The organism is Lactobacillus acidophilus (assembly GCF_034298135.1).
Classification (GTDB): domain Bacteria; phylum Bacillota; class Bacilli; order Lactobacillales; family Lactobacillaceae; genus Lactobacillus; species Lactobacillus acidophilus.
In genome coordinates this window covers 123,644-141,828 of record NZ_CP139575.1, presented here as the reverse complement: position 1 = coordinate 141,828, position 18,185 = coordinate 123,644, and the positions used below count along the sequence as shown (strand labels likewise).

The following is an 18,185-nucleotide window of genomic DNA, read 5'->3' as shown; positions in this document are numbered from 1 at the left end:
TTAATTAATATATTATTCGATTTTACTTACTAATTTCTTTAAGCCCGGCTCTACGACGTCCCATGTTAAACCAAGGTGAAACAGTAAATGCCAAAACATCATTAATTACATAAATCAAAGAATTAATAGCCATAGCCAAGTTGGCATCTCCTTGTGCATAAGTAATACCCCAAAGAATAAGTTGGAAGATACCACTTGCTGTCCACCAGAAGTATTGGTTGTTATAACGCATAAAGCACATAATTCCGGCAGTAAGTGAAATAGCAAAACTAATTGCATCTACCCATGGACGTGGATCATTAGTAAATTTACCAATTAAGTAACCTGATACTAGATAAACCAAAAATGTACCAACAATGGCGATGACCCATTCTTTAGCACCGAACTTTCTCAAGTGGTTCTTAGTATCATCATTCCATGATCTAACTGAGATAATAACAGGTAAATCCAAAGTTGCAATGTAAGCAATTTGTTCAAAAATGGAAAGATAATTCTTGGCTGACCAACCAGCATAAATGAAACATGCTGCTGAAACCAATCCTAACCATCCATTAATTGCTTTAGTTGCATTAATTGCAAGAACACAAAGTGTTCCCAAAAGAGTCCCGATGAAAGTGATTAAAGTTACACTCGTAACTTTGGCTTGAATAAGTAAGGCTAATTGAAAACCGAATGCAAAAAACCATAAACAATAGTTCTGTACTGGCCACCCCTTTAATTGATTAAACAGCCAAACAAAATAATTCTCATGTCTTTCCATTATACAAACTACTCCCTTTTTATTTTAGGTTCACAATATACTATATATTGTGCCTTATCCGCTCTTTTATTTAAAAAGCATCGTTATCTAGTATAGTAGACTCAAAATTAAATACAAGGATTGACATTTTTTTGATTTGCGTTAATACCATAATTTTATATTTGTTAAGTTTTTTTTAAAACGCTTTTATTTTTATTTTTATATATGACACCGTGTCATATAATGTATACAAGGAAGGAAAAGGATATATTATTATGTACTACGGAGGTACTAAAATGGTTAAGACAAAGAAGACGCAATTTGCTATTCGCAAATTGGCTAAGGGTGCTGTTGCAGTGTTATTAAGTTTCGGCATACTAGCTGGTCCTAGTGCGCCAATTGTCTCAGCAGCCTCTGAAGCAATTCAAAATGAAATGACAGATGATACAACTTCAGTAGTAGAAGAAAGTGTCCCTGTAGAAAATAATACAGCAGACACTTTAACTACTGATAATACTGGAGTTTCAGCTAATTACTCTGAAAATACTGATGATAGTACTACAACTACTGTGCAAACTGATACAGATGTATCTACTCAAGAAAAAACAGATCCAGTAACATCTGTTAATACTGAGCAACCAGTTCAAACAGAAGAAGCTGAAAGTACTACTCCAGTTGAAGATGTAAATTCAAAATCTGAAGAAAATGTATCTCAAAATAATAATATTAATACTTCTACCGAAGATACAAATTCGACTAATACTGAAGCAGAAGTGAACAAAAATACTACTTCTAAAGAAGATACAAATAAAAAAGATAAACCAAATATTAATGAAATGACCAAGGAAGAATTGGCAAATCATATTAAAGATTTGGCAAATAAACATCCTTTAGGTATCGCTGGTATCTTCCATATTTTCGGTAATGAAGTGACTCAAAATGGTCGTATTGCAGGTAATATTGCTACAGATAAACTTTCTGGTACAAATTTTGGTACCAATTCAAATGCAACCAATAATTTAACCAACGGTGATATCCACTATGTTGGCAATCTCAATGGACTTAACAAAATCGACGGTGACAACAAAGTAGTCATCTTTGGACCAGACATTGAATACCGTTCATTTGAGAATGATGGAGCAATTGAAGTTAACTATGGAACTGCTGAAAAACCTGACTGGAGAAAAGTAGATATTCCTTATAACCACATTGTTCAAGCTGATCAAAAAATTAATATTCAAGGCGAACTAGATAAATTAAGTCAAAAGTCAGATAACTGGGCTAGTCAAGCACAGACTGAAGGAGTTAAAGCCGATTTTAGTACTGACAATAGTTGGATCGATGTTTCTGAAGCTATAAAGAATGCTGGCGACAATAAGGAACCTATTTACGTAACAATTGATGCCGCACACCTTTCAGGCGACAAACGTAATATTACGATCAAAGGTATTCCTGCTGGTGCTGAAGCTCCAATGATTATTTTAAATGTAACTAATATTCAAGGTGGAGATTTAACAGTTCAAACTCACCTCGTACTGGAATATGCTGATGGTAATAATATTGGTGGTTCTTCTGAAACTCCAACTCAATTTAATAAATTGCTCTGGAACTTCGGTACAGATGTTAATAAATTACATTTTGCTAGAGACTACCATTTGGGAAGTGTTCTAGCAACCAACGCTCATATTACAAATGCTGTTAATATTGACGGTAATATTATTGGTAACAAAGTTACTGTTAGTGGTGAAACACACCGTTGGGACTTAACACCGCCATTCGTAGAAATTGAAGAACCTGAAAAGCCTAAGCCTGAGCCTAAACCAGATCCCGAACCGAAGCCGAAGCCTAAGCCTGACCCTGAGCCAGAGCCAGAGCCTGAAAATCCAACTCCAGATACTCCTGCTCCACAACCTAAACCAGAGGAAACTCCTGACAATACAGAAGATTTTACTCCTCCATTAACTGTAGATGTACTGGATCCAGATGGTACAGATGAAAATGAAACACCAGCTGGAGAAGAATCAACAGAAGAAGAAGCTATTGCTCCACTTCCTGAAAATGTAATCGAAAAAAATCAAAAAGAAGTAACTTCTTCCAAGTCTACGGTAACTCCTACTCCTGTAACCGAGAAATCTGGTGAAACAACAACTAAACCGAAAGCAGAAGTAAAAAATGAAACTGTAACTGCAACTGAAACCACAAAAGAAGTTGGACTTCCAGAAACCGGTGAAGATAAAACTAACCTCATTACTATAGGCATTTGTTTTAGCAAGTATTGCTGCAACAATCACGGCATTAGGCTCATTCATCAACAAGAAAAAGAAAAATTAACTAAAAATAAGCATCTAAAATAAAGATGCTTATTTTTAAAGTAACCTATATAAAAATTACTGTTACTATAGATTTAAATGTAACCGCATTAATAAAGTGGAGGCTTTAATATGCTAAAAAGCGAACAAAATTCTTCTATTACTAAAAATATTAATTCAGCTAACTGTTTAGAGATTAATTATTACGATCCCTATGGTAATAAAGTTGGTGTATATTATTCTGCACCAGCTAATACTACAATATTTATTAGCAACAAAAGATTAAAAGAAATTATCGATTCAAATATTCCTGAAAATTATCAAATAGTTCCTTACTTTGCATATCCACAGCACGACATCACTAGCGATAACATTACTGAAGAAATAATGATTGCAGTAAAAGAAATCAATCCTATTAATTAACAAAAAACTCATCAATGATTCTAAAATTGAGTCAATTGATGAGTTTTTCTATTGATAAATATTAATGTTGTGAAGCACCTGTTGTAGTATCTGGTTCTTCTATTTTTTTAGTTTTTTCTACCTTTTCAGCCTTAGTTGAAGCACCACTTACAGCATCAGGATCTGAATTTCTACGATAAGTTGCACCAGTTGTGGCATCATCATCTACTACCAACTTTTGACCAGTAGTTTCACAGAAATACTTAACAAGTGGATACAAATCTTGAACCCATTCGTAAATACCTGCGTAATCTCCATTATCATCTTCAACACGCTTATAGTAGTGCAAAACAAGTTTCTTCAAATTACCAGTTGGAACAGGCATATAGACATCATCATGTCCATCTTGCTTAGTACGTAAAGCATGAACTACTTTTTTAGCATTAGGAATAACATCACGCACATCAGGGTGAATTGCCTTCATAGTATCACCGACTTGATCTGGTGTACGTTTAGCAAGCATCTTATAGTTGGGATCAGTTGGACGATTGTACCATAGGAATTCATTATTATCGTCAACAAAAGTCATTTCCCCAATTGTATTTCTAAGCATCCAATTAAGTTGGTTAACAGTAAGTAACCCAGCATCCAGCTTCACATAATCGTCACCTTCTGCAGCATGGACCTTCTTAGCTGCCTTATCCAGCCATTCAGGATCATTTTTATCGATTCCTTCAACTGTATATTTAGATTTACCCTTAGCTTCAAAATCTTCTTTTAAGTATTCATCAGGATTCATATCCTTAAGCCATTTAGGTTCTGCCATAATTTTTTCCTCCTACTAATAAAGAATCTTCTTAATTCTAATTATAATTTGTAAGCGGTTTTAATTCAATTGGATTAATATAAATTTAGCAATAATTCTCCAAACTCTATTATATAAAATTTTATATATTTTATTTTTCAAAAAAAGTACCACTTACAAAGCAGTACTTTTCCCATTAATTTCACTAAATCTTTGTTTCAACAGTATGCTTGTCCAAATGAATAATCACATCAAACATTGCTTTTTCCTCAGGTGAAATCTTATGGGCTACTTCTATTACCGCAACATTAGGATTCTCAAGTAATGTTTTATGAATATCTAGTGACAATTTAGGATCAAGCGCACTCGTTGCCTCATCAGCTAACAAGATTGGTCTGCCCGATAATAAAGCACGAGCAATTTCTACTCTTTGAATCTGCCCACCAGACAATTCACTACCATTTTCACCCACTTGCTTATCTAGCCCTTGGCTCTTAACCAAATTATCAAGTCCAGCTTCATGGATTACTTGCTTCAGCTTTTCATCGCTCACCTTCCGGCTAAGCGTAATGTTAAAACGCAACGTATCGTCAAACATGAACGGCTTTTGGTTAACATAGGAGAAATAATTATGCGCTGCATCCCAATTACCAGTTACATCTTTGCCATTAAGCAAAATCTTCCCATCTTTAGGTCTTTTCGATCCCAAAAGAAGGCGCAATAACGTTGTTTTCCCCCCAGCCACTTGGTGCCATAAGCAATACTTTTTCACCAGGTTTAACTTCGATATTAACTCCATCAAAAATTCGCTTATGATCAGAACTTGTTACATAAGACAAATCATCAATTTTCATTCCTTCAAAATGATCAATCTTTTGCTTGTCATCTTTCATCACATGTTTCAAAGCTTCTTGAGTCTTTTCCCACATCGGCACGGTTGACTTAACTTGGTTAAATTCGTTAAACAGTGTAACAACTGGCGTGATAAAATTCATTGCCAAGTCAACCATCATTACCAATGTACCTACTTGCAAATTACCCTGCATCATCATAATTCCACCGATTGTACATGGAACGATGAAACAAAATAACTCAGCAGCCGAGTAAATTAATTCAAGTGCCCAAGCTTGTGTTAAAGTCATGTTACGTAAGGCATTTTCCATATTTTGGGCTGCATTAGCTGCACGCGTTACGATATTCGTTCTAACGTTATAAAGCTTAGTAGCTTGCGCACCGTTTAACGAATCAGATACGTTTTGCGTGTAATTAGCATTAGTCTTAGCCCAAACCTTAGATCTCTTAGTAATAATTGGGCTCGTCACCATCTGTACAATGGCAGGAGCAATAGTTGCTATTAAGAACACAATAGTCATTTGCCAAGAACTATAGAAGGCAAAACTGATTGCACCTAAAAACGATAATCCTTGGAAAATCATATCAAGCTGAGCTGTAATTCGATTAGTTTCAATCTGCTTCAAGTCGTTAGTCATCAGTGACAACCCACTTTTAACATCTGGATCACCTTGATCAACTAAATAACGTAAATTAGCTTTCTTCAAGGTCATATTTACGTCACGGATGATTCCCATTTTAACCGTTTCATAAACAAAATTGCTGGCCATAAAGCATAATTGACCCAATCCCGTTAAAATTGCCAATCTAATCAAATGCATGTAGTCATGCGACCCCGAAGAAGCAACATTCAACATAATCTGAATCATGTAGGCTACAAAAACAATATTGCAGGCCTTAATTGCTGCCAAGATCGTAAAACAGACTAATTGGCTTTTTTTAGCATATTTAAGACTCATAAACTCTCCTTTTTTATATACTTGAATCATTATACCCGCATACTTGTCTTTTTCTCAATCTGATACGATAATTAATGTAATACATTCTATTTTTAATAAAGACTGAAAGGAAATTCTATGAAAACTGGTACTAAAATTATCACTTTAGACAACGGTTACCACTTATGGACTAATACTCAAGGTGAAGGCGACATTCACTTATTAGCTCTTCACGGTGGTCCTGGCGGCAACCACGAATATTGGGAAGACACTGCAGAACAACTAAAAAAACAAGGCTTAGACGTCCAAGTTACCATGTACGATCAACTTGGCTCACTCTACTCAGATCAACCTGACTATTCTAATCCTGAAATTGCTAAAAAGTATTTAACTTATGAATACTTCTTAGATGAAGTTGATGAAGTTCGTGAAAAGCTCGGTTTAGACAATATTTACTTAATCGGTCAAAGTTGGGGTGGGTTATTAGTTCAAGAATACGCCGTTAAATATGGTCAGCACTTAAAGGGTGCGATCATTTCATCAATGGTTGATGAAATCGACGAATATGTTGCATCAGTTAATCGTAGACGTCAAGAAGTTCTACCACAGACTGAAATTGATTTTATGCATGAATGTGAAAAGAACAATGATTACGACAACAAACGTTACCAAGATGACGTTCAAATCTTGAACATTAACTTTGTTGATCGTAAGCAACCTTCAAAGCTTTACCATCTAAAGGACCTTGGTGGTTCTGCTGTTTACAACGCCTTCCAAGGTGATAATGAGTTTGTTATCACCGGTAAGTTAAAGGACTGGCACTTCAGAGATCAATTACACAAGATCAATGTTCCAACTTTGCTTACTTTTGGTGAAAACGAAACTATGCCTATTTCAACTGCTAAGATTATGCAAAAGGAAATTCCTAACTCACGTTTAGTTACTACTCCAGATGGTGGACACCACCACATGGTTGATAATCCTACAGTTTACTATAAACACTTGGCTGACTTCATTCGTGAAGTAGAAAACGGCACCTTTAAAGGCCAAAATTAATTAATCAACAAAACGGTTGGAATTAATTTTCCAGCCGTTTTTTTCTAGAGGTGAAAATATGGATGAAAAAGATGTCAAAATTCTCTTAGTAGAAGATGAAGAAGCCGTAGCCAGCTTCGTTAAAACTGAACTAGAATTTGAAGGTTACCAAGTAATTTGGGCTCAAGATGGCAAAGAAGCTTTAGAACTCTTTCAAAAAGAAAAACCCACTTTAATCCTGCTCGACTGGATGCTTCCTGTATATGATGGGATCACTGTTTTAAGACGGATTCGTAAAAAAAGCGAGGTCCCTATTATTATGCTTACTGCTAAAAATTCCACTTCTGACATTAGCTCAGCCCTTGATCAAGGATTAGATGACTATATTACTAAGCCATTTGAAATTGAAGAACTTTTTGCTAGAATTCGAGTAATTTTGCGTCGCTTAGAAAAAAGTAACAAACAAAAAGAAAACTCGACAATTTCATTTAACTTTGGACCTTTTAAAATTGATTTGGTTAAACACGAATTCTTCTCTAATGATGAAAAAATCTATTTGACTCCAAAGGAATTTGCTCTAATGACTGAATTAATGCGTGACCCGGAAAAAGTCAAAAGCCGCGATGAATTGCTTGATGTAGTCTGGGGATATGACTTTGTGGGGCAAACTAACACAGTTGATGTCTATATCAGAACCATCCGGAATAAAATAGGTGATCCTAATAAAAAGTTAATTCAGACTGTCCGTGGATTAGGGTATTGTTTAAGAAAAGCCGAATAAAATGAAAAAAAACACTACTTCTGCTCAATTAACTCGCCTTTTTGTGGGATTATTTGTAGCGATTTTGCTGTTAGTTAATATTGCTTTCTTGATTATTTCTTCAAGTTATATTTATTACCATGCTAAAAGTCAAAGTGAACAAGTTATTCAAGCCGTAGAAGAAAATTTAGAACCCAAATACGATTGGTCTTCTCTACTTGATGCTTTTTTAGCCAAACAAGATGATGATGCAATTATTCTAACTACGCCTACAGGAAGAACCTACTACTCTGAGGATGCACATGAAACTTTTAAAGTAATTGGTCAAAAACGGCACTACCAAAATTTTGTTTTTGCCAAAAAACATGTCTATTTTTTAAATCAAGAACGACACCGTGCATATCAAATTCACGTGGCGATAAATGTAGATGAATTGCTTAACTTAATTACCTGGTTATTATTCACGATGCTTGGCATTAATATTGCTGCTATGCTTATCAGTATCCCTTTAATTCGTAGATTGTCATATAGGTGGAGTCGTCCGATTCAAAATATGAATATGGAAATTAAAGATATTCGAAAAAATGGTAAGAAAGATCAAATTACCGTTCCTACTCAACCTCTAGAAATAAAGAACCTAGCTAAATCGTTTAATAACTTATTAGCTTTTCAAAAGAAAGCATTGGAACGTGAACAACAATTTGTTAGTGATGCTTCACATGAATTAAAAACGCCAATTGCCGCTATCCGCGGTCATGTCAATTTAATTAAACGCCGTGGAAAAAGCAATCCAGAAATTATTCCTACTTCATTAAATTATATTGACGTTGAATCAAAGAAATTAGAAACACTAGTAAATGAGCTTCTTACTTTAGGTAGAATAGATCATTATACTAATAATGACCAAAATACAGATTTAGTAAAAATTGTTCAAGAAGTAATTAGTGAAGTACAAACAGTATATCCTCATACTATTCAAGCCAAATTACCCAACCAATTAATTTATTCTATTTCAACAACTGATTTTTATAATATCGCACATAATCTGATCGAAAATGCTGCTAAATATTCCCCAGAAAATAGCGACATTGACATTACACTGGTAGAAAAAGACAAACATATTATCTTTAAAGTAGCTGATCATGGCATTGGTATTAACTCAGAAAATAAAGATAAGATTTTTGAACGTTTTTATCGTGAAGACAATTCACATTCAAGCAAAATTTCTGGCTCCGGTTTAGGGCTTGCAATTGTACAAACTGAGGTCAACAAATATCATGGTAAAATCGTATTAAAGGATAATACTCCTCAAGGTAGTATATTCATAGTAAGCTTGCCCAAAAATGAAGAAATCTTCACCTATTTTCTATTAAAATTTAGTTTTTTACTATTCTTTCTCCTGTAAGATATATGTATCAAATAAAGTTAAACGTGATCAAAATAATTTATTCAAGGAGAGATATTATGAAAGCTATCAACTTAAAGAAAATTATAATTGCTAGTGCAGCATTAATCGGCCTAGGCGCTGCTGCTATCACTACTATTAATCAAGCAGAACCTACTACTGTTCAAGCAGCTACCGGCAAAATTAAAGTTTCTCAAAGTTCTGCAGTAAAGAAATTCCAAGCTAAATATAACGCTAAAATCAAATCTATTAATTTAGAAAAAGAAAATGGTCGCTATGTTTATGAAATTGAAGGATTTAGCTCAACTAGAGAATACGAAATGAAAATCAATGCTTCTAGTGGCAAGACTATTTCTTCTCATTCTGAAAAATTAGAAGCCGGTTATAAAAAAGCAGCTTTGAATTTAAATAAGACTATTTCTCGTTCAACTGCCACAAAAATTGCTCAGAAACGTGTTTCTGGTAGCAAAGCTATCGAATGGAACCTTGAACGTGAAAACTCTAGAAGCGTATGGGAAGTAACCGTTACTAAAAATGGTAAAAAGAGCGACGTGAAAATCAATGCTTTAACTAAAAAGATTATTAGCGTCGAACGTGACTAATAAGAAAGCAGGATCAAAATGAAACTGAAATTAGCTAGTTTAACCTTATTATCCGTAGCATTAATTGCTACTGCTTGTTCTAATAACGATAACAGTACAACACAAAGTAGTCGGACTATTGAAAATTCTAAAAAAAGTACAGTTACTGAAAAAAGAAGTTCTGTTGCTTCAAACCAAGTACAATCAAGCGTTAATAAAATTAAGCTAAGCCAACAAGAAGCTATCGATAAATTTCATAACCAATTTAACAATAAAAAAATCCATAGTATTGATTTAAAACTTGAAGGCAGCCAATACATCTACGAAATTGAAGGTTTCGACACTACCCATAAATATTCTGCCGAGATTAATGCCGAAACTGGTCATGCCAGCAGTGTTCATTCAGAGAAATTAGAACATGATGATCAAGATGATCAACAAGAATTAAATCTTAACGGTGTAATCAGCCGTGATGAAGCTAGTACTATTGCTGAAGAGCACGCTAAAGGTACAAGTCGTGAATGGAATCTTGAACAAGAACATGGTAAAACTTACTGGAATGTAGAAGTAGGTGAAAGATACCATAGTTCTGAAGTTAAAATTGATGCTCATAGTAAAAAAGTAATTTCAGTTGAAAATGATGACTAAAAAGCGAGAAATATCTCGCTTTTTTATTTTTCATGTTTTTGTTGCAAATGCAACAAAAATATTTTATTATAAATCAAGGTGAACAAATGAAAGAAGATATTTTACGTCAAATCGGTACTATCGCTAGAGCCCTTGATTCGATCGCCAATATTGAATTCAAGGACATGCAACTCAGTCGTGGACAATATTTATATTTAGTCCGTATTCTAGAAAATCCAGGAATTATTTCAGATCATTTAGCCAATATGTTAAATGTTGATCGTACAACTACCGCTCGCAGTATTAAGAAGCTGGAACAAAACGGTTTAATTACCAAGAAGCAAGATTCTAATAATAAGAAAGTCAAACACTTATTTATTACACAAGAAGGACAAAAATTAGCTAAAAAGATCGAAAAAGAAAATACATACTCTAATGAATTAGTGCTAACTGGATTAAACGAAAATCAACGAAAGGAATTAGCCGCCCTACTTCAACAAGTTGAAGATAATGCCAGTGAAAATTGGCGCTTCGTCAAAAATGGCGGTAAAAGGAATTACTAATGGATTACACAATTAAGCCGATCACAACAGATGATGCGAAAAAACTACAAAAAATTGCTCGTATAACATTTAAAGATACTTTTGATCCATACACTGCACCAGATGATATGGAAAAATTTTTAGATGAAGATTATAAGATTAGTACATTAATTAGCGAAATTGAAAATCCTGATAGTCGCTTTTTCTTCTTAATGAAAGACGATGAAGTTGCTGGATATCTGAAGATTAATGTTGGAAAAGCACAAACTGAACACCTTAAACCTAATTCACTTGAAATAGAGCGAATTTACCTGCTTCCTAGTTTTCAACATCAAGGTTTAGGTAGCGTGCTATTTGATTATGCAGAAGAAATTGCTCGCAAAGAAAATAAAGATTACCTTTGGCTAGGTGTTTACGAAAAAAATATTAATGCACAACATTTTTATAAAAAACGTGGTCTTAAAAAAGTTAGCCAACATACTTTCCAAGTGGGCAGTGATCCGCAAACTGATTGGCTATTGCTTAAAAAATTATAATTAAAAAAGCTGATAATCTTCGTTTAAAACGTTGAATATCAGCTTTTTAATTATAAATATTTTCTACTTCACATAAGCATACTTGTATGACCATTGCGTACCAGCAGTATTGTGAATAATGCCATGAACACGTGGCTTTTGCAAGTAAGCTGTAGTTTGTTGATAAATTGGAGTAATTGCCTGATTGCGGTTCACGATTTTAGCTGCAGAAACTAAATCATTCCAACGGGTTGCCGGATCGTTAGCATCTTGATTACCAGCTTTCTTTACCAAGTTATCATATTCTGCGTTAGACCATTTACCATAATTGTATGAAGTACCAGTCATTGGAATTTGCATAAAAGTCATTGGATCGTTAAAGTCTCCGCCCCAATGTGACAAGTAAATATCGAAGTCACCTTCTTGTGCACGACTTGTAGTTGACTTATCTGGAATATTAGTAATATTAACCTTTAAGCCTTTTAAATCCTTTGTCCATTGTGATTGCAAGTATTGCGTCAATTGATCACTATCTGATTCATCATTAGAAGATAAAACATTGAAAGTTAAATTCTTTTCACCGATTTCCTTCAAGCCTTTTTTCCAGTACTTCTTAGCTAAAGTGGGGTTGTAATCAACTGTATTCTTTACAGCTTGATCTTTAGCAAAATCAGTTCCATTAGTAGGACTCTTAGCTAAATCTGTAGCTACAAACCCTGTAGGAAGAGTTGAGCCATTACCCAAAACCTTCTTTGTAACAATATCACGGTCGATTGAAAGTGATAATGCTAAGCGAATATTTTTATTGTTTAAAGCCTTACGGTTAGTAGCATTCTTATCCTTGAAATTGTAAAGCAAGAATCTAACTAATGAATATGGATATTGTGTGAAATCTTTGTTAGTTCTTAAATTCTTAACTTGTTCACTTGAAAGTGGAGTCAAATCAAGCTTATCTTGTTGATACATTTGGTAACCAGTATTATTTGACTTCACCACTTGATAGTTAACTTTATCTAATTTAACTACCTTTTTGTCCCAATATTTATTATTTTTCACAAATGACCAAGTATCATTGGTACCGTTCCAGCCCTTAATCTTGAAGGGACCAGAATAAACTTGATATTGAGCCTTAGTAGCGAACTTTTTCCCATATTTATTAACCACTTTTTCATTTTGTGGTCCAAATAATGGATAAGCCATTAAGACTTTAAAGTAAGCAATTGGCTTGTCCAATTTAACTACAACGGTATTCTTGTTTGGGGCGGAAATTCCTACAGCACTTGGCTTCATCTTACCTTGTGCTACTGCGTCCGCATTCTTCACACCACTGAAGAGGTATGAATATGGGGATGCAGTCTTAGGGTTTAAACTTCTACGCCATGAGTAGACAAAGTCTTGAGCAGTAATTGGATCACCATTTGACCACTTAGCATCCCTCAATTTAAATGTCCATACTTTTCCATCCTTAGAAACAGTTCCGCTCTTTGCTAATCCAGCAGTTGGCTTACCATTTTTACCTAAACGATAGAAACTTTCAAAAACATTACCAGTTTGTCCAAAACCTGTAGACTTACTAATATCAATTGTATCTAGAGGAGCTGTAGTACTTAAATTCAAAGCATTATCAGCTGCTGGTTTTGCACTATTGTTGTTGCCGCAAGCTGCAAGTAATAATCCCATTGAAACCGTGATAATACCTGCCATAACTCCCTTAAACTTCGACATAATTTTTCCTTTCTCTAACAAAACAAAAATGGGATGTACTCCAACGCGGAATACATCCCATTCATAAGAACCACAACTTCTTAACTAGTTAATAAGTAATAGCCTAATAGATGAATTACACATTCGAGCACGACAAATAGATGTTGCTGTAACAACAACATTCATTAGCTTGTAATTGTGCTTGACGTGCTAACATGTAATTCATCCTCCCTCTTACTTTTGATAAGGTTATTCTATCTAGTAAGTTTACATATGTCAATATTTTTACAGAGAAATTTTTTCATGTAATAATATTCTAAGAAAAAGAAAGGGGATATTTATGCAAACTATTGGAATTATCTTAACTTTTATCGTAGGAATCGAGCATATTGGAATTTGTTTTTTAGAAATTTTTGGTAAACCTGCGACCCAAGCTAAAGCTTTTGATATGGATATCAATTTTGTAAAACAACGTGCAGCTAAAATTTCAATGGCCAACCAAGGTATCTACAACGGCATGCTTGGTCTTCTTTTAATTTTAGTTTATTTTGTTTTCAAAGCTCCAGTAGTATTCACAGTTTGGGAATTGTTACTGGCTTTAATTGTCGTTGTAGCTATTTTTGGGGGATTTACTGCAACTAAAAAGATCTTCGTAGTCCAAATGTTGCCAGCTCTTTTGGCATTAATATTTCTTTTAAGTTAAAAATTACAAAAATAAAACAAAAGACGTAAGAAATTATAAAGCATATACTGACATAGTGTCACCGACTCATTTATAGATTATAATTTTATATATAATATAATCAATACATAAATAAGAGGTGTATATGAAAAGATTTCTGACATTCATTTTAAGTATTTTTGCCGGTATTGCTATTGGAATTGCTATTTCTCATGCAAATCAAGAGACCCGAAAGACAAGCAACGTTACTGTTCATGTCGGAGATTTTTTAAATAAAACACAGGCAGTTAGTTATTCAACTGATAAATTGCCAACGATTAGAGTTAATCAAGCTAGTGCAATTCGCAAATTTAAATCGTTATACTCTAACGCAGTGATAAAATCTATTTCATTAACTTTAAATAAAGATATATATGTCTATAACATCATAGGCTTTGATGATCGAAAAGACTGTATGATTCAAGTCGATGCAACTAATAATAAAATCATAGGTCAATCAACTCAAGTCTTGAACTATGATTTTGATAAAGAATCCTATTTAAATTTGAATAAAACAATTTCACGTAGTGAAGCTTCAGAAATTGCTACTAAAGAATTTAATAATGAAACTCCTATTTCTTGGAAATTAGAAGATGTTAATGATCAAGCTATTTGGAAAATTGTTTTAATCCGTAATGAACAAAAACGTGAAATAAAAATTAATGCCGAAACAAAAGAATTATTATAATAAATCTATACAAAAATGCACTACTTAGATGAGTAGTGCATTTTCTTTGTACTATTTAATTATCTTGGTTGGCTATTTGCACGTGACTTGTAATCACCATTTTCAGTACCGATAACGAGCTTTTCGCCTTCATTAATGAAATCAGGGACTTGTACAACTAAGCCAGTTTCCATAGTTGCAGGCTTACCACCACCAGCAACAGTTGCACCCTTAATACCAGGTTGAGTTTCCTTAACAGTCATTTCAACAGTTGATGGTAATTCAATACCGATAATCTTATTATCATCAGTAAAGTCCATATCAACTACAATGTTAGGCATTAAGAATTTAATATCATCACCTAATTGATCAGCTGATACTTCATATTGGTCATAAGTATCAGTGTCCATAAATGTGTAGTTATCGCCTTCATTGTATAAATATTGTGCACTCTTTTTAGTTACTTCAACCAAGTCAACTTTTTCGGTTGGGCGCATAGTCTTGTGAACAACGGCACCACTCTTAACGTCACGCAAATCCATTTGCATAACAGTGTTACCCTTACCAGGCTTGTGGTGGTTAGCCTTCAAAACCTTGATAAGTTTACCGTCTTGACTAAAAATCATACCTTTTTTTAAGTTAATTGCTTGTACCATTATTTAATTCCCCCGTGATTATTTTTTATTTATTGCTTGTTTTCTTTATTAACACGCTGGGGGCAATGCAAATTTTTTAATTAATAACAAATAAATCATATTCATAAGTTCTAGTATACCAAATTAAATATGTCTTAGGTAAATACGATCGATTAAATGTCCATCTGTTTTATGCAAAATTAGACTTGCTCTTTCTTTAGTTGGCGCAATATATTCACGCAAATTAACTAGATTAACCATTTGCCAAGTCTCTTCAGCAAGCTGCAATGCATCTTCAAGTGGTCCATTAGCCATTTTATAATAGAAATTATCGGGTTTATCTTTATTTAATTTCAGTACTTTCTTAAAGCGCTGCATATACCACTTTTCAATTAATTCTTCTTTAGCATCAATATAAATTGAGAAATCAAAAAAGTCGCTAGTTACTACTTGCCCACTTTCAGGCAACTGCAAGGTATTTATTCCCTCAATTATTAAAACATCCGGATTTTTCACATGCCCATATTGTCCTGGTACAATATCACTCAATTCCTGTGAATACAGTGGATAAACGATATCCTCTTTCCCACTTAGAACATCCTTTAAAAAATCACTGAGCAAAGCCATATTATAACTTTCAGGAAATCCTTTACGGGGCATCAGATTACGACGATTTAATTCTTCATTTGGATAAATAAAACCATCAGTAGTCATCAAATGTACTTTTAAGTTCGGATATGTTCTTTTAAGCATTAGTTGCAAAAGACGAGCCGTTGTTGATTTTCCTACGGCAACTGAACCGGAAATTCCAATAATAAATGGTGCCGATTTAAATGCTTTATGCAAAAATTCAATCTGAGCTTTTTGTGCATCCCTTTTTTGTTGGTAAACTAAGTGTAAGTAGCTGATTAAACTAGTATAAATCTCATGAACATCAGTCAAATCTACTACATCACCAAGTGATTTAATATCAGCTAATTCTTCTTTAGTAATATCAACTTTGTTTTTGGGTGCAAGTTTTGCCCATTCATTTCTTTCAAAACTTGTATAATTTTTCATATTCAATAATTCCTTCTAAATACACTTTATTTATTATAATTGAAAGGTGACAATTTATGAAAAAAATTATTTTATTTGGCGACTCAATCTTCAATGCCTATCGTAACGGTCATAATACTAATTTAGTTAGCAATTTGTTTCAAAAGCAACTAAAAGATTATGCACAAGTGGAAAACATTTCTAAAAGCGGTGCAACTACCGTTGAAGGACTGGATTATCTAGTTCAAATTCCTAATGATCATGACTTAGTAGTCGTAGAATACGGCAATAACGATGCAGCGACAGCTTGGGGTATCAGTATTAAGAACTATGAGAATAATTTAAATGAAATTCTCAACAGAGTAGGCAAAAGCGTAGTTATTGGCTTATGCTATCCTGATCCAACTAATCGTGAAATTAATCAATTCTATGGTGACCAGCGCTTAGATCTTTATAATCAAGTAGCTCAAAAAGTGGCTATTAAGCATAATGCGCCCTTTGTGGATATTCTTTCTGCAATGAGAAAATTAAAACACATTTCGACATATTACCAGCCAGATGGTCAACACTTAACCGATAAAGGCAATGAATTTTTAGTTAATCAAATAGTGCCCACATTAAAAAAAGAACTTGATTAGCTCAAATCCTTTTTCATCATTACGTGTTCTACTCCGCCTTCATCAAATGGTTTACCTATGGCTTGGTAACCTAATCTATCGTAAAACGGCTTAACTCGCATTTGGGCGTGACAGTATAACGCAGTAACAGTAATTTCTTTTAAATACGTTTGTGCTGCTTCAACCATTTTGCTACCAAGATGCATTCCTCTTGCATCTTTTGAAACCGCAACTCGGCCTAGCATCCATTTACCATCTTCTTCAAAGATTCGGCAAGTAGATAAAGCATTCGTTTTATCCGCATTTAAGCGATAAATTTGAATAGCATTTAAATCCTGATCATCAAGTTCAGGCAATGTAATCTTTTGTTCGGCAACAAAAACATCATTGCGTAATCTTTCGACGCAGAAAAATTCCCGTCCGGTCATTTCATCAACTGTTTTAAAAGTAAAATCATTAATTTGTTTCATAATTATTTTCCTAAATATGAACTATTTTTGTTAAACCATTTTTCATTTAGTTGCTTCAGTTTACCATTTTTCTGCAATTTTTCTAAACCTTGGTTTACCTTTTTACGCAAAGTTTTATCGCCTTTACGCATTCCCACGGCAAATAAATCCATCGGTACCGCATCATTTTGAATTACTTTATAATTCTTACTCTTAGCCATATGAGCAATATAATAATTTGCATAGACTTCATCAAGCAAAATCCCTTGAATTCTGCCTGCATTTAAATCTAAAAATGAATTTGAGATTGTGTCATAAAGCACAGTCTTTTTTGCATGCAAAATATTTTGTTTAGTTTCATACCACTGCTCAGCCGTTGAACCAGTTTGCATCCCTAACTCATATTTTTTCATCTGACTAAAAGAAGAAATACCGCTATTCTTTTTTACAACTAAAACTTGGCGGTTGCGCAAATATGGTCTACTAAATGCCACTTTCTTTTCTCTTTGCTTAGTAATACTATAACCGTTCCAAAGCAAATCAATTGTACCGTTACGAAGTTCCGTTACGTTCATTGACCAATCGATTGTTTGAAAACTGACATTGATCCCATATAATTTAAAAACTTCTTTAGCTAAATCTACATCATAACCGGTAAGTTGACCATTCTTTTTTTCAAAGCCCATAGGAACAAAACTATCATCTAGTCCAATTACTACTTGCTTTTTTTGTGCAATTTTATTCCATGTATTCTGCGTATTCGCCCTTTTTTGTACACTTTCACATCCTGTTAAAACCAGCATTAAAGTGGCTAACAAAACAAAAATCCATTTTTTCTTCATAT

19 protein-coding genes and 1 pseudogene are annotated in these 18,185 nt (G+C 33.9%); 12 read left to right on the top strand and 8 right to left on the bottom strand.

Going from position 1 to position 18,185, the window contains the following annotated elements:
* Window positions 1-22 precede the first annotated feature (22 nt).
* Entirely contained in the window at window positions 23-760 is a 738-nt protein-coding gene (pnuC, locus tag SO785_RS00675) for a nicotinamide riboside transporter PnuC (protein WP_003550046.1), read from the bottom strand.
* A 275-nt stretch (window positions 761-1,035) separates the two neighbouring features.
* Between pnuC and SO785_RS00670 the strand changes: the two genes are divergently transcribed.
* Window positions 1,036-3,093 carry a collagen-binding domain-containing protein gene (locus SO785_RS00670; protein WP_011254532.1) on the top strand — a complete coding sequence of 686 codons (2,058 nt, stop codon included), beginning with the start codon at window positions 1,036-1,038 and terminating at the stop codon, window positions 3,091-3,093.
* Window positions 3,094-3,180: 87 nt separating this feature from the next.
* Entirely contained in the window at window positions 3,181-3,471 is a 291-nt protein-coding gene (locus SO785_RS00665; RefSeq protein WP_003550042.1) for a hypothetical protein, read from the top strand.
* Between the two features lie 61 nt (window positions 3,472-3,532).
* On the opposite strand, the gene SO785_RS00660 is transcribed toward SO785_RS00665, so the two are convergent.
* Both SO785_RS00660 and SO785_RS00655 read right to left on the bottom strand, forming a co-directional pair.
* Window positions 3,533-4,276, bottom strand: coding sequence for a PAS domain-containing protein (locus SO785_RS00660; RefSeq protein WP_011254533.1), 744 nt, complete (start codon window positions 4,274-4,276; stop codon window positions 3,533-3,535).
* Between the two features lie 184 nt (window positions 4,277-4,460).
* Window positions 4,461-6,066 (bottom strand): annotated as a pseudogene (locus tag SO785_RS00655) (ATP-binding cassette domain-containing protein).
* A 117-nt stretch (window positions 6,067-6,183) separates the two neighbouring features.
* Here SO785_RS00655 and SO785_RS00650 point away from each other — a divergent pair.
* The 7 genes from SO785_RS00650 (at window position 6,184) to SO785_RS00620 (ending at window position 11,531) form a co-directional block, all read left to right on the top strand.
* On the top strand, window positions 6,184-7,101 hold the full coding sequence (locus SO785_RS00650; RefSeq protein ID WP_003550037.1) for a prolyl aminopeptidase: 918 nt from the start codon (window positions 6,184-6,186) through the stop codon (window positions 7,099-7,101).
* A gap of 58 nt (window positions 7,102-7,159) precedes the next feature.
* A complete protein-coding gene (locus tag SO785_RS00645; protein ID WP_003550031.1) occupies window positions 7,160-7,861 on the top strand; it encodes a response regulator transcription factor in 702 nt (233 codons plus the stop codon).
* A 1-nt stretch (window position 7,862) separates the two neighbouring features.
* On the top strand, window positions 7,863-9,245 hold the full coding sequence (locus SO785_RS00640) for a sensor histidine kinase (RefSeq protein WP_021873966.1): 1,383 nt from the start codon (window positions 7,863-7,865) through the stop codon (window positions 9,243-9,245).
* 59 nt (window positions 9,246-9,304) lie between these two features.
* The gene (locus tag SO785_RS00635; RefSeq protein WP_011254536.1) at window positions 9,305-9,847 is read left to right on the top strand and encodes a PepSY domain-containing protein; all 543 of its coding nucleotides are present in this window, start codon (window positions 9,305-9,307) and stop codon (window positions 9,845-9,847) included.
* Between the two features lie 18 nt (window positions 9,848-9,865).
* A complete protein-coding gene (locus SO785_RS00630; RefSeq protein ID WP_003550024.1) occupies window positions 9,866-10,474 on the top strand; it encodes a PepSY domain-containing protein in 609 nt (202 codons plus the stop codon).
* Between the two features lie 86 nt (window positions 10,475-10,560).
* Window positions 10,561-11,016 carry a MarR family winged helix-turn-helix transcriptional regulator gene (locus tag SO785_RS00625; protein ID WP_011254537.1) on the top strand — a complete coding sequence of 152 codons (456 nt, stop codon included), beginning with the start codon at window positions 10,561-10,563 and terminating at the stop codon, window positions 11,014-11,016.
* A complete protein-coding gene (locus SO785_RS00620) occupies window positions 11,016-11,531 on the top strand; it encodes a GNAT family N-acetyltransferase (protein ID WP_003550021.1) in 516 nt (171 codons plus the stop codon). Before SO785_RS00625 ends, SO785_RS00620 begins: the two co-directional genes overlap by 1 nt.
* Window positions 11,532-11,594: 63 nt before the next feature.
* Here the strand turns inward: SO785_RS00620 and SO785_RS00615 are convergent, their stop codons facing one another.
* On the bottom strand, window positions 11,595-13,235 hold the full coding sequence (locus tag SO785_RS00615; RefSeq protein ID WP_003550020.1) for a peptide ABC transporter substrate-binding protein: 1,641 nt from the start codon (window positions 13,233-13,235) through the stop codon (window positions 11,595-11,597).
* A gap of 319 nt (window positions 13,236-13,554) precedes the next feature.
* On the opposite strand from SO785_RS00615, the gene SO785_RS00610 reads away from it, so the two are divergent.
* Window positions 13,555-13,917 (top strand): DUF1304 domain-containing protein, encoded by a 363-nt coding sequence (locus SO785_RS00610; RefSeq protein WP_003550019.1) that lies wholly within the window; start codon window positions 13,555-13,557, stop codon window positions 13,915-13,917.
* Window positions 13,918-14,041: 124 nt separating this feature from the next.
* Entirely contained in the window at window positions 14,042-14,623 is a 582-nt protein-coding gene (locus SO785_RS00605; protein ID WP_003550018.1) for a PepSY domain-containing protein, read from the top strand.
* A 59-nt stretch (window positions 14,624-14,682) separates the two neighbouring features.
* Here SO785_RS00605 and efp read toward each other — a convergent pair whose 3' ends face one another.
* Together efp and coaA are read right to left on the bottom strand one after the other, a co-directional pair.
* Window positions 14,683-15,258 (bottom strand): elongation factor P, encoded by a 576-nt coding sequence (gene efp / locus SO785_RS00600; RefSeq protein ID WP_003550017.1) that lies wholly within the window; start codon window positions 15,256-15,258, stop codon window positions 14,683-14,685.
* A gap of 123 nt (window positions 15,259-15,381) precedes the next feature.
* A complete protein-coding gene (coaA, locus tag SO785_RS00595) occupies window positions 15,382-16,296 on the bottom strand; it encodes a type I pantothenate kinase (protein WP_003550009.1) in 915 nt (304 codons plus the stop codon).
* 56 nt (window positions 16,297-16,352) lie between these two features.
* Here coaA and SO785_RS00590 point away from each other — a divergent pair, with 56 nt between their 5' ends.
* Window positions 16,353-16,913 (top strand): SGNH/GDSL hydrolase family protein, encoded by a 561-nt coding sequence (locus SO785_RS00590; protein WP_003550008.1) that lies wholly within the window; start codon window positions 16,353-16,355, stop codon window positions 16,911-16,913.
* Here SO785_RS00590 and SO785_RS00585 read toward each other — a convergent pair.
* Complete coding sequence (locus SO785_RS00585) at window positions 16,910-17,362, bottom strand: GNAT family N-acetyltransferase (RefSeq protein ID WP_003550006.1); 453 nt, start codon at window positions 17,360-17,362, stop codon at window positions 16,910-16,912. The two genes, SO785_RS00590 and SO785_RS00585, sit on opposite strands and share 4 nt — an antisense overlap.
* Before the next feature lie 2 nt (window positions 17,363-17,364).
* Window positions 17,365-18,183, bottom strand: coding sequence for an amino acid ABC transporter substrate-binding protein (locus SO785_RS00580; protein ID WP_003550005.1), 819 nt, complete (start codon window positions 18,181-18,183; stop codon window positions 17,365-17,367).
* Window positions 18,184-18,185: the final 2 nt, after the last annotated feature.